Annotated in this window: 13 protein-coding genes; 9 read left to right on the forward strand and 4 right to left on the reverse strand. The window is 55.7% G+C overall.

Translation table 11 applies throughout. The annotated features are described in order from the left end of the window. The first annotated feature begins 31 nt into the window (after window positions 1-31). Window positions 32-1,849 (forward strand): maltodextrin glucosidase, encoded by a 1,818-nt coding sequence (gene malZ, locus VPX56_RS05315; RefSeq protein ID WP_326470335.1) that lies wholly within the window; start codon window positions 32-34, stop codon window positions 1,847-1,849. 55 nt (window positions 1,850-1,904) lie between these two features. Here the strand turns inward: malZ and VPX56_RS05320 are convergent, their stop codons facing one another. Together VPX56_RS05320 and acpH are read right to left on the reverse strand one after the other, a co-directional pair. Then, window positions 1,905-2,507 (reverse strand): peroxiredoxin, encoded by a 603-nt coding sequence (locus VPX56_RS05320; protein WP_131633292.1) that lies wholly within the window; start codon window positions 2,505-2,507, stop codon window positions 1,905-1,907. A 127-nt stretch (window positions 2,508-2,634) separates the two neighbouring features. Continuing rightward, the gene (gene acpH / locus VPX56_RS05325; RefSeq protein WP_326470338.1) at window positions 2,635-3,216 is read right to left on the reverse strand and encodes an ACP phosphodiesterase; all 582 of its coding nucleotides are present in this window, start codon (window positions 3,214-3,216) and stop codon (window positions 2,635-2,637) included. 92 nt (window positions 3,217-3,308) lie between these two features. Here acpH and queA point away from each other — a divergent pair, with 92 nt between their 5' ends. The 7 genes from queA to VPX56_RS05360 all read left to right on the forward strand — a co-directional run bounded on the left by queA (window position 3,309) and on the right by VPX56_RS05360 (window position 9,975). After that, complete coding sequence (gene queA / locus VPX56_RS05330) at window positions 3,309-4,379, forward strand: tRNA preQ1(34) S-adenosylmethionine ribosyltransferase-isomerase QueA (RefSeq protein ID WP_326470339.1); 1,071 nt, start codon at window positions 3,309-3,311, stop codon at window positions 4,377-4,379. A 53-nt stretch (window positions 4,380-4,432) separates the two neighbouring features. After that, window positions 4,433-5,560 carry a tRNA guanosine(34) transglycosylase Tgt gene (gene tgt, locus VPX56_RS05335; RefSeq protein ID WP_089599266.1) on the forward strand — a complete coding sequence of 376 codons (1,128 nt, stop codon included), beginning with the start codon at window positions 4,433-4,435 and terminating at the stop codon, window positions 5,558-5,560. A 22-nt stretch (window positions 5,561-5,582) separates the two neighbouring features. Further along, on the forward strand, window positions 5,583-5,915 hold the full coding sequence (gene yajC, locus VPX56_RS05340; protein ID WP_003021544.1) for a preprotein translocase subunit YajC: 333 nt from the start codon (window positions 5,583-5,585) through the stop codon (window positions 5,913-5,915). 27 nt (window positions 5,916-5,942) lie between these two features. Next, entirely contained in the window at window positions 5,943-7,790 is a 1,848-nt protein-coding gene (gene secD / locus VPX56_RS05345; RefSeq protein WP_131633289.1) for a protein translocase subunit SecD, read from the forward strand. 10 nt (window positions 7,791-7,800) lie between these two features. Beyond that, window positions 7,801-8,772 (forward strand): protein translocase subunit SecF, encoded by a 972-nt coding sequence (secF, locus tag VPX56_RS05350; protein WP_131633288.1) that lies wholly within the window; start codon window positions 7,801-7,803, stop codon window positions 8,770-8,772. 142 nt (window positions 8,773-8,914) lie between these two features. Then, complete coding sequence (locus tag VPX56_RS05355) at window positions 8,915-9,280, forward strand: VOC family protein (RefSeq protein WP_263610777.1); 366 nt, start codon at window positions 8,915-8,917, stop codon at window positions 9,278-9,280. Between the two features lie 14 nt (window positions 9,281-9,294). Further along, a complete protein-coding gene (locus VPX56_RS05360; protein WP_263610778.1) occupies window positions 9,295-9,975 on the forward strand; it encodes a helix-turn-helix transcriptional regulator in 681 nt (226 codons plus the stop codon). Between the two features lie 110 nt (window positions 9,976-10,085). On the opposite strand, the gene VPX56_RS05365 is transcribed toward VPX56_RS05360, so the two are convergent. Together VPX56_RS05365 and VPX56_RS05370 are read right to left on the reverse strand one after the other, a co-directional pair. Further along, the gene (locus tag VPX56_RS05365) at window positions 10,086-10,964 is read right to left on the reverse strand and encodes a nucleoside-specific channel-forming protein Tsx (protein WP_131633285.1); all 879 of its coding nucleotides are present in this window, start codon (window positions 10,962-10,964) and stop codon (window positions 10,086-10,088) included. Between the two features lie 271 nt (window positions 10,965-11,235). Continuing rightward, complete coding sequence (locus tag VPX56_RS05370) at window positions 11,236-11,775, reverse strand: SadB/YajI family lipoprotein (protein WP_326470346.1); 540 nt, start codon at window positions 11,773-11,775, stop codon at window positions 11,236-11,238. 152 nt (window positions 11,776-11,927) lie between these two features. Here VPX56_RS05370 and nrdR point away from each other — a divergent pair, with 152 nt between their 5' ends. Continuing rightward, complete coding sequence (gene nrdR, locus VPX56_RS05375; RefSeq protein WP_006176872.1) at window positions 11,928-12,377, forward strand: transcriptional regulator NrdR; 450 nt, start codon at window positions 11,928-11,930, stop codon at window positions 12,375-12,377. Window positions 12,378-12,380 lie beyond the last annotated feature (3 nt).

The following is a 12,380-nucleotide window of genomic DNA, read 5'->3' on the forward strand; positions in this document are numbered from 1 at the left end:
GTGACGTCAATTTCATCAAAGGGGATTCGTGATGTTAAATGCCTGGCACCTTCCGGTTGCCCCGTTTGTTAAGCAAAACAAAGACAACCTTGTGATCACGCTCTGGCTGGCGGGGGAAAATCAGCCTGAACGCGTGACGCTCCGCGCCGAAATCGATAATGAAGAAACGTCGCTCAAGATGCATAAACAGCGCAGCCAGCCGCAGCCGGGCGTGACGGCGTGGCGGGCGAATATCGACCTGCGCAGCGGGCAGCCGCGCCGCCGTTACGGCTTCAAGCTGCTGTGGAACAACCGTCAGCTGTGGTTTACCCCGCAGGGGTTCAGCCGGTTTCCCCCTGCGCGGCTGGAGCAATTTGCCGTCGACTTCCCGGACAATGGGCCGCAGTGGGTTAACGACCAGGTGTTTTACCAGATTTTCCCGGACCGCTTTGCGCGCAGCGAAAAACGCACTGCCGCTCAGGACAAGGTCTATTACCACCATGCGGCCGGTCATGACGTCATCCTGAAAAAATGGGATGAACCGGTGACCGCCCAGGCCGGTGGCTCAACCTTTTACGGCGGCGATCTCGACGGCATCAGCGAAAAACTTCCCTACCTGAAAACGCTCGGCGTGACGGCGCTGTACCTGAACCCGGTATTTAAAGCGCCAAGCGTGCACAAATACGATACTCAGGATTATCGCCACGTTGACGAACAGTTTGGCGGCGATGAGGCGCTGCTGCGCCTGCGTGCGAACACCAAAAATGCGGGCATGCGCCTGATACTGGATGGCGTGTTTAACCACAGCGGCGACTCTCACGCCTGGTTTGATCGCCATAACCAGTCGATGGGGGGCGCGTGCCATAACCCGGACTCGCCGCAGCGCGACTGGTACAGCTTCAACGACGAGGGGCGCGCGCTCGACTGGCTCGGCTATGCCAGCCTGCCAAAGCTCGATTTCCAGTCACCCACGCTCGTGAATGAAATTTACGGCGGGGAGGACAGCATTGTGCGCCACTGGCTGAGTGCGCCGTGGAACATGGACGGCTGGCGTCTGGACGTGGTGCATATGCTCGGCGAAGCGGGCGGGGCGCGAAACAATCTTCAGCACGTTGCGGGCATCACCCGTTCCGCAAAACAGGCTCAGCCGGAGGCGTTTGTCTTTGGCGAGCACTTCGGCGACGCTCGGCAGTGGCTGCAGAACGATGCGGAGGATGCGTCGATGAACTATCGCGGGTTTACCTTCCCGCTGTGGGGATTCCTCGCTAACACCGACATTTCTTACGATCCCAATCATATCGACGCTGAAACCTGCATGGCGTGGATGGACAACTACCGGGCCGGCCTGTCGCACCAGCAGCAGCTGCGGATGTTTAACCAGCTCGATAGCCACGACACCGCGCGCTTTAAATCCCTGCTCGGCAAGGATGTGGCGCGTCTGCCGCTGGCGGTGACCTGGCTCTTCACCTGGCCGGGCGTGCCGTGCATCTATTATGGAGACGAAGTGGGGCTGGATGGGAATAACGATCCGTTCTGCCGCAAAACCTTCCCGTGGGAGCCAGAGAAGCAGGACAAGGTGCTGTTCAGCCTGTATCAGCGCATGGCTACGCTGCGCAAGCAGAATCAGGCTTTGCGCTACGGCGGCTGCCAGGTGGTTTATGCCCACGACAACGTGGTGGTGTTTGCCCGCGTCTACAACCAGCAGCGCGTGCTGGTGGCGATAAATCGGGGTGAGGCCTGTGAAGTGGTGCTGGACGACTCGCCGCTGCTCAACGTGAAGGCGTGGCAGCTGAAGGAGGGCAAGGGCACGATTCAGGAAGGGATACTCTCGTTACCCGCTATTTCCGCCTCCGTCTGGTTCGGGAACTGATCGGCAACAAACAAAAAGGCCCGCATAAGCGGGCCTTTTTCGTAAACCGTGCCGATTACAGGCTGGATACGTTCTCGGACAGGTATTTAGCCACGCCGTCTGGAGACGCGTTCATACCTTCTTTACCTTTTTCCCACTGAGCCGGGCACACTTCACCGTGCTCTTCGTGGAACTGCAGCGCGTCAACCATGCGCAGCATTTCGTCGATGTTACGACCCAGCGGCAGATCGTTCACTACCTGGTGACGTACGATGCCGTTTGCGTCGATCAGGAAGGAACCGCGCAGCGCAACGCCAGCGTCCGGATGTTCGATACCGTAAGCCTGCTGGATTTCGCGTTTGATGTCCGCAACCATCGCGTATTTCACCGCACCGATGCCGCCGTTGTCGACAGGGGTGTTACGCCATGCGTTGTGTACAAATTCAGAGTCGAAGGAGACGCCAACAACTTCTACGCCACGCTTCTGGAATTCTTCGTAACGTTTGTCGAACGCGATCAGCTCGGACGGGCAAACGAAAGTGAAGTCCATTGGCCAGAAGAACAGAACGGTCGCTTTACCGTTGGTGTGCTGTTTGAAGTTGAAGTTTTCAACGATTTCACCGTTGCCCAGAACTGCTGCAGCTGTAAAATCCGGAGCCGGACGAGTTACCAGAACCATATGATTCTCCTGTAGATACTAAGGTTATTTGGAACGCAACGCGGGCCAGTATAGAGAGTGTTCGGGAATAAGACAAAGAGGTGGCGACAATCGTTCAATAAGATTTCACCTATCAATATAAATAGAGTCACAGCTGTTTGTTTTTCGCCTGCGCCATCATGCGCGGATAAAACTGCCAGAATCGCGTTTCCAGCGCATCGTAATGTTCGTCCAGGTCATACCAGGAGTCGCGCAGCGCGTCCAGACGCGGGCGACGGCTCGCCATCCCGTTCAACACGTTCTGAATGAAATCCATCTCGCGGTAGCGCTCCAGCCAGCGTTCGGACCAGAGATAGTTGTTCAGATTCACAAAGCGCGGCGGCGAGTCGGGCAGGATGATCGACACCTGCTGGCGGGCATAGCGCACAAAATCCGGCAAGGGCATCTCCGGCGACAGCTGTTCCCAGTGGCGCGACAGAAAATGATCCCACATTACATCGAGCGTGATCGGCGCAACGCGGCGCGTTTCGGGGCGGAACCAGGCTTTAGCCTCCGTCACCTCCGGCAGGTTATCGGTCAACACGTCGATGCGGCGGTGCATAAAAATCCCGTCGACAACCTCGGGGGAATAGTCCTCCGCGGGGTTACCGCGTACAAAATCGGCCAGCAAATTGCCCGAAAGTGAGCTGTCGGCGAGGTGAGCGAGATGCAGGTGAGCGAGAAAATTCATGCGTTTTATTTGTCCGGAAGCGGCTAGTTGTTGCAGCAAAAGGGTGTGAGCACTAGACTATGCCGCCTGTTTTTAAGTCACGAGTATACGTCATGCGCGTCGCCGATTTCTCCTTTGAACTACCCGAATCCCTGATTGCTCACTATCCCATGCCTGAGCGCAGCAGCTGTCGCTTGCTGTCACTGGACGGGCCTACGGGCGAGCTGACGCACGGTACTTTCACCGATTTGCTCGATAAGCTCAACCCTGGCGATCTGCTGGTCTTTAACAATACCCGCGTGATCCCGGCGCGCCTGTTTGGCCGTAAAGCCAGCGGCGGCAAGATTGAAGTGCTGGTCGAACGTATGCTCGATGATAAGCGTATTCTGGCACATATTCGCGCCTCCAAGGCGCCGAAGCCGGGTGCCGAACTGCTGCTGGGCGATGACGAGAGCATTAAGGCGACCATGACCGCACGTCACGACGCGCTGTTCGAGGTGGAATTCAACGACGAGCGTACGGTGCTCGATATCCTGAACGCCATCGGCCACATGCCGCTGCCGCCGTACATTGAGCGCCCGGACGAAGAGGCCGACCGCGAGCTGTACCAGACCGTCTACAGCCAGAAGCCTGGCGCGGTGGCGGCACCGACTGCGGGCCTGCACTTTGACGAGCCGCTGCTGGAAAAACTGCGCGCCAAAGGCATTGAGATGGCGTTCGTGACGCTGCACGTCGGCGCAGGGACCTTCCAGCCCGTGCGCGTGGACAGCATCGAAGACCACATCATGCACTCTGAATACGCCGAAGTGCCGCAGGAGGTCGTGGATGCGGTGCTGGCGGCAAAAGGCCGCGGCAGCCGCGTGATTGCCGTCGGGACCACGTCCGTGCGCTCGCTTGAGAGCGCCGCGCAGGCCGCGAAAACGGATTTAATCGAGCCGTTCTTTGGCGATACGCAGATCTTTATCTACCCGGGCTATCAGTACAAAGTGATTGACGCGCTGGTGACCAACTTCCATCTGCCTGAATCGACGCTGATTATGCTGGTTTCCGCCTTTGCGGGTTATCAGCATACGATGAACGCCTACAAGTCTGCGGTAGAACAAAAATATCGCTTTTTTAGCTACGGGGACGCGATGTTTATCACGTACAATCCGCTGGCTTTGAATGAGCGTGTCGGGGAATAACTCCGCGGCACCGTTTTACAACGTTGGACTGTTTTTCTGACGTCGGAGAAAAAATGAAATTTGAACTCGATACCACCGATGGCCGCGCGCGTCGCGGTCGCCTGGTGTTTGATCGCGGCGTGGTAGAAACCCCCGCGTTTATGCCTGTGGGCACCTACGGCACCGTAAAAGGGATGACGCCGGAAGAAGTTGAAGCCACTGGCGCACAGATTATCCTCGGCAACACCTTCCACCTGTGGCTGCGTCCGGGTCAGGAGATCATGAAGCTCCACGGCGACCTGCACGACTTCATGCAGTGGAAAGGCCCCATCCTGACCGACTCCGGCGGCTTCCAGGTCTTCAGCCTGGGCGATATTCGTAAGATCACCGAAAAGGGCGTTCACTTCCGTAACCCGATCAACGGCGATCCGATTTTCCTCGATCCGGAAAAATCGATGGAGATTCAGTACGATCTCGGCTCCGACATCGTGATGATCTTCGACGAATGCACGCCGTACCCGGCGGACTGGGATTACGCCAAACGTTCCATGGAGATGTCCCTGCGCTGGGCTCAGCGTAGCCGCGACCGTTTTGACTCCTTACAGAACAAAAATGCGCTGTTCGGCATCATCCAGGGCAGCGTTTACGAAGATTTACGCGATATCTCCGTTAAAGGTCTGGTAGAGATAGGCTTTGATGGCTACGCTGTCGGCGGTTTGGCTGTGGGTGAGCCGAAGGAAGATATGCACCGCATTCTGGAGCATGTCTGCCCGCAAATCCCGGCGGACAAACCACGATACCTGATGGGTGTGGGGAAACCAGAAGACCTGGTGGAAGGCGTTCGTCGCGGCATTGATATGTTCGACTGCGTGATGCCAACCCGTAACGCGCGTAACGGCCATCTGTTCGTGACCGACGGCGTGGTAAAAATCCGTAACGCGAAGCATAAGAGTGACACCAGCCCGCTCGATTCCGAGTGCGATTGCTATACCTGTCGCAATTATTCCCGCGCGTATTTGCATCATCTCGATCGTTGCAACGAGATTTTGGGCGCGCGTCTCAATACCATTCATAATCTTCGTTATTATCAGCGCTTAATGGCTGGTTTACGTAAGGCTATCGAAGAGGGTAAATTAGAGAGCTTCGTGACTGATTTCTACCAACGTCAGGGCCGGGATGTCCCACCTTTGAACGTTGATTAATTTTAATAATGAGGGAATTTGAATGAGCTTTTTTATTTCTGATGCGGTAGCAGCAACAGGCGCTCCAGCGCAGGGCAGCCCAATGTCTCTGATTCTGATGCTGGTTGTGTTCGGTCTGATCTTCTACTTCATGATCCTGCGTCCACAGCAGAAGCGCACCAAAGAGCACAAAAACCTGATGAACTCCATTGCGAAAGGCGATGAAGTGCTGACCAACGGTGGCCTGGTCGGTCGCGTGACCAAAGTAGCTGAAAGCGGCTACATTGCTATCGCTCTGAACGATACCACTGAAGTGGTTATCAAACGTGACTTCGTAGCTGCCGTTCTGCCGAAAGGCACCATGAAGGCGCTGTAATCCCAACTTTTCCCAAAGGGAACTGCCGTGTTAAACCGTTATCCTTTGTGGAAGTACATCATGCTGGTCGTCGTGATTATCGTCGGCCTGCTGTACGCGCTTCCCAACCTGTATGGTGAGGATCCGGCCGTTCAAATCACTGGCGCGCGCGGTGTCGCCGCCAGTGAGCAAACGCTGATCCAGGTCCAGAAAACGTTACAAGAAGAAAAAATTACCGCTAAGTCTGTGGCACTGGAAGAGGGCGCAATTCTTGCTCGCTTCGACACCACCGACACGCAGCTCCGCGCCCGTGAAGCGCTGATGGGCGTGCTGGGTGATAAATACGTCGTGGCGCTTAACCTTGCTCCTGCAACCCCACGTTGGCTGGCTGCGCTGAACGCAGAGCCAATGAAACTCGGTCTTGACCTGCGTGGTGGCGTTCACTTCCTGATGGAAGTGGATATGGATACCGCGCTCGGCAAGCTGCAGGAACAGAATATCGACAGCCTGCGCAGCGATCTGCGCGACAAAGGCATCGCGTACACTACCGTGCGCAAAGAAGATAACTACGGCATGAGCATCACCTTCCGCGACAGCGCGGCGCGTGACCAGGCTGTGACCTATCTGTCTCAGCGTCACCGCGATCTGGTGATCACCTCTCAGGGCAGCAACCAGCTGCGTGCGGTGATGACGGATGCGCGTCTGAGCGAAGCGCGTGAATACGCCGTTCAGCAGAACATCAACATTCTGCGTAACCGTGTAAACCAGCTGGGCGTGGCCGAGCCGCTGGTACAGCGTCAGGGTGCTGACCGTATCGTGGTGGAACTGCCGGGTATCCAGGATACCGCGCGTGCGAAAGAGATTCTGGGCGCGACTGCAACCCTGGAATTCCGTCTGGTTAACTCCAACGTCGATCAGTCCGCTGCCGCCTCTGGCCGTATCCCGGGCGACTCCGAAGTGAAACAGACCCGCGAAGGTCAGCCGGTTGTGCTGTACAAACGCGTGATCCTGACCGGTGACCACATCACCGACTCCACTTCAAGCCAGGATGAGTACAACCAGCCGCAGGTTAACATCTCGCTGGATAGCGCGGGCGGTAACATCATGTCTAACTTCACCAAGGACAACATCGGCAAACCGATGGCGACCCTGTTCGTGGAGTACAAAGACAGCGGTAAGAAAGATGCCAACGGTCGTGCGGTGCTGGTGAAAGAGGAAGAGGTGATTAACATCGCCAACATCCAGTCTCGTCTGGGTAACAGCTTCCGCATCACCGGTATCAGCAACCCGAACGAAGCGCGTCAGCTCTCGCTGCTGCTGCGTGCCGGTGCGCTGATTGCGCCGATTCAGATTGTTGAAGAACGTACCATCGGTCCAACCCTGGGTATGCAGAACATCAAACAGGGTCTGGAAGCGTGTCTGGCCGGCCTGGTGGTGTCCATCCTCTTCATGATCTTCTTCTACAAGAAGTTTGGTCTGATTGCGACCTCTGCGCTGGTGGCGAACCTGGTGCTGATTATCGGCATCATGTCCCTGCTGCCGGGGGCGACGCTAACCATGCCGGGTATTGCGGGTATCGTGCTTACCCTTGCGGTGGCGGTCGACGCCAACGTACTGATAAACGAACGTATTAAAGAAGAGCTGAGCAACGGTCGTTCTGTGCAGCAGGCGATTGAAGAAGGCTATAAAGGCGCGTTCAGCTCCATCTTCGATGCGAACGTAACAACACTGATTAAGGTTCTTATCCTGTATGCAGTGGGTACTGGCGCGATCAAAGGCTTTGCGATTACTACCGGTATCGGTGTCGCAACGTCGATGTTTACCGCTATTGTCGGCACCCGTGCCATCGTGAACCTGCTGTACGGCGGCAAGCGCGTCAAAAAGCTGTCTATCTGAGGAGTGCGTTGTGGCACAGGAATATACTGTTGAACAATTGAACCATGGCCGTAAAGTCTGGGACTTTATGCGCTGGGACTACTGGGCCTTCGGCATTTCAGGTTTTCTGCTGATTCTGTCCATCGTCATTATGGGCGTGAAGGGCTTTAACTGGGGGCTCGATTTCACCGGTGGTACGGTGATTGAAATTACCCTGGAAAAACCGGTCGATATGGACGAAATGCGTCTGTCTCTGCAGAAAGCGGGCTTCGAAGAGCCGCTGCTGCAGAACTTCGGCAGCAGCCGTGACATCATGGTGCGTATGCCGCCGGTGCACGATGCTAACGGCAGCCAGGAGCTGGGCAGCAAGGTCGTACAGGTTATTAACGAAACGACCAGCCAGGATGCAACGGTTAAGCGTATTGAGTTCGTCGGCCCGAGCGTGGGTGCGGACCTGGCGCAGACCGGTGCAATGGCGCTGATGGTGGCGCTGATCTCCATCCTGATTTATGTCGGTTTCCGCTTTGAGTGGCGACTGGCGGCAGGCGTGGTTATCGCGCTGGCGCACGACGTGGTGATCACCATGGGCATACTGTCTCTGTTCCACATTGAGATTGACCTGACAATTGTGGCATCCCTGATGTCCGTTATCGGTTACTCACTGAACGACAGTATCGTGGTATCTGACCGTATTCGTGAAAACTTCCGTAAGATCCGTCGCGGTACACCGTACGAAATCTTCAACGTGTCGTTGACCCAGACGCTGCACCGTACGTTGATCACATCGGGTACCACCTTGATGGTTATCCTGATGCTGTTCCTCTTCGGTGGCCCGGTACTGGAAGGCTTCTCGCTGACCATGCTGATTGGTGTGTCTATCGGTACGGCGTCGTCCATCTACGTGGCGTCCGCACTGGCACTGAAACTCGGCATGAAGCGCGAGCATTTGCTCCAGCAGAAAGTCGAAAAAGAAGGGGCGGATCAGCCGTCAATTCTGCCGTAAGACATCGTCAGAAGCGTTATCGAAATCCCGGTCTATTGACCGGGATTTTTTTTGCCTGCTCCTGACAAACACTCCTGACAGTATGCTGTCAGGAGCCCTGTCGTAGACTCCTTCTGAACCCAAACAACAGGCAGGAGGACGTATGAAAAGTGTGATTAACTGGTTTGAAATTCCGGTCGCTGATATGGATCGCGCCATTACGTTTTACGAGCCGGTGATGCAGGTTACGCTTCGTCGCGAGAAAATGGACGTTGCAGAGCTGGCGATTTTCCCGCACGAAGATCCGGCGACCGGCGGCGCGCTGGCAAAATTTGACGGTATTACGCCTTCAACGCAGGGCGCTATTATTTACCTGCATACTGACAGTCTGGCGGCCACGCTCGATCGAATCGCCTCGGCGGGCGGTGAGTGCGTGTTTGGCCCGCTTGAATTGCCAAACGGCATTGGTACTATCGCTTTGTTTACCGACTGCGAAGGTAACCGCGTCGGCCTCCATCAACCTGCCTGAGAGCGGATTCATACATGACCCGACGCGCTGACCGTTTGTTTCAGATTGTGCAGATCCTGCGGGGCAGGCGTCTGACAACGGCAGCGCATCTGGCGGAGAGGCTTGGCGTGTCGGAGCGCACGGTCTACCGCGATATCCGCGACCTGTCTCTCTCTGGCGTGCCGGTAGAGGGCGAGGCGGGAAGCGGATATCGGCTGATGTCGGGCTTTGATTTACCGCCGCTGATGCTGACCAATAAAGAGTCTGAGGCGCTGATTGTCGCAATTCGCCTGCTTAAAACCTGGGGAGGCGAATCGCTGTCGCGCGAGCTGGAGTCTGCCCAGGAGAAGGTGCTGGCAATACTGCCGGAGGAAAGCAGGCGCAAGGCTGAGCAGACGCGGATCTACGCGCCGGACATTGCGCTTCAGCCGCATTCGCGCAGCGGGTTTGATGTGATCCATCAGGCGATATCCGCCCAGCGCGTGCTGGCGCTGCATTATCGTGATGAAGCCGGGCAGCTCTCAAAGCGCGAGGTTCAGCCGCTGGGGCTGTTCTTCTGGGGCGAGCACTGGCTGCTGGCCGCATGGTGTGAACGGCGCGATGACTACCGCTGCTTCCGGCTCGACAGGTGTTTGAATATCGCATTGACGGAAAGACGCTTCAGCGAGAGTGCGGACAGGTCTTTGGCGGATTTTTTGCGGAAGGTTAAGCAGTAAAAAGCCAGCTTTTGAGCTGGCTTTTTTGCCCGGCGGCGCTGCGCTTGCACGGGCCTACAGGTTTTGTAGGCCGGGTAAGGCGTAGCCGCCACCCGGCACCAACCACAAGGTTAGAAGTTATAACCCACCACCAGGTAACCACCCCAACCGGTAGAACGGACGTTTTCTTTCATCCAGCTCAGGTCGGCATCGTCATTCCACTGGCCGCCGTTGTGCCAGTAACGCGCGACGACAGAGTAGTGCCAGTGATCGTAGTTCAGCGCCAGGATATGGCTTGAGGCGATAGAGTCGTTGGTACGCTGCTTGATGCCGTTCTCTGCGTAAGCACTCTTGTCGCCCAGGTCTGAACCCCAGTCAAAGTTGGTGAAGCCGATGTAGCTCAGGTTACCGCCCCACAGCTGGGTGATTGGCACAAAGTACTTCACTTTGAAACGGTAGCCGTCCCAGTCGTTTTCGTTCTCAGCACCGTAGTTCTGCCACTGGTATTTCGCGTACACGTTCATGGACAGGCTCATCGGCAGGCCGGTGTCGATGTCGGTACCCAGACCCATATACCAGGTGCTCTGACGACCGGACTTGTTACGGCCCATGTCGTAGATGTAGTTGTTGGCGAAATACCACTCTTTAAACGGACCAAAGCTCAGGTCTGCACCGGTCAGCTTATCGATGGAGAAGCGCGGTTCGATTTCCATGAACAGCGGGGAACCGTGGTTCCAGATACCTTTCGCATCGGTGTTACCGCCGAAGAAGACCGGTGCATCCATATAGCCATAGAAATCAAACCAGTCTTTCTTGGCGAACGCTTCGTATTCCAGGTAGGTATCGTTGCGGATCTGAGGTCCGAAACGGGTGTGGTAGCTGCCTACCACGTTAACGCTCTGGTGCCACCAGTCGGAGAGGTATTGTGGTTTATCGTTTTCCGCTGCGTTAACAGTGAAGGAGGTGGAAAGTGCCAGTACTGCACCGGCTGCGAGTAATGTTTTTTTCATAATCATGCCACTGATTGAAATTCCCTTCCGGGAGTGAAAAATGCGCGATTTGCGTATCAAAATATTTCGTGTTTCTGCGGAGCCTATTATAGGAATCCCTGCTCACAAAAATATGTGTTGTTTCACATATCTCTCATGCACGTAATCGATTGCGTTCACGTTTGCGTACTTTAAACGGCGGGGATTGTAACGGCAATCATTTATGTTGCCAATCTTTGCGGGATGTAAATGTTAGCGGAGTGACATTGCACTCCGCTAAGAAGGAGGGAAATTACTGCGCGGCGGGCTGAATATCGTGGATGCGAATAAAGCCCAGCTGGTCCAGCGTTAGGCCGCTCAGTTGAACCGGGATATCAACGTCGCTCGGCGCAAGCGTGCTCGCCGGAGCGGTGAACAGCTGGTTCTTCACGTTCACTTCCTGGTAATTCTCCGTCGTGCCCTGAATCTGCCCCCACTCTACGGTGCCGCTAAAGGCGGGCAGGGGATCGTTCGATTCCCCCTGAATGCGTAATGTTGCGCGAGTACCATCCGCGTTCGCTGCAACATTCACCAGGGACATCTTTAAGGTGCCGATCTGGCTGTTGAGGCGTGCAGGCGTATTGGCACCGGGCAGGAGGTACACCCCGCTGCTGGACTTCGCATTCAGCGCATTTTGCTGGGTAATCTTGACGGTTTCTTTGTTCAGCTTGTCCATCGCCGTATTCAGCGTGTTCACGCTTTGTTTCATCTGGCGAACTTCGGTCTGCTGTGCGCAGGCGCTAAGGGTGAAGAGGCTCCCCACCAGCAAAATTTTCAGGTAACGTCTTGTCATTGCGTTTATTTCCTTGAAATAACGGATCTTCGTTATGGTAGCCAGCCTCGCAATGAAAGACATAGATCCTTTGTCTCAAAAAGCTCTTCCTTTGTTGTCAGGCCAGATCAGGGTAAAATGAAAGTCAGTTAACCGGATAACAGGGATACCGTATGCATTGCCCATTCTGCTCCGCTGTGGATACCAAAGTCATCGACTCTCGCCTGGTGGGCGAAGGGTCCTCCGTACGCCGCCGTCGGCAGTGTCTGGTGTGCAACGAGCGTTTCACGACCTTTGAAGTCGCCGAGCTGGTGATGCCTCGCGTGGTAAAAAGCAACGACGTGCGCGAGCCGTTTAACGAAGAGAAGCTGCGCAGCGGAATGCTCAAGGCCCTGGAAAAACGGCCGGTCAGTGCGGACGACGTCGAAATGGCGTTAAACCATATTAAATCCCATCTCCGCGGTTTAGGGGAGCGCGAGGTGCCGAGCAAAATGATCGGCAACCTGGTGATGGAGCAGCTGAAAAAGCTCGATAAAGTCGCCTATATCCGCTTCGCCTCTGTGTACCGCAGCTTCGAAGATATCAAAGAGTTTGGCGAAGAGATCGCCCGCTTACAGGACTAAGCT

Source organism: Enterobacter wuhouensis, assembly GCF_035835995.1.
GTDB lineage: Bacteria > Pseudomonadota > Gammaproteobacteria > Enterobacterales > Enterobacteriaceae > Enterobacter > Enterobacter wuhouensis.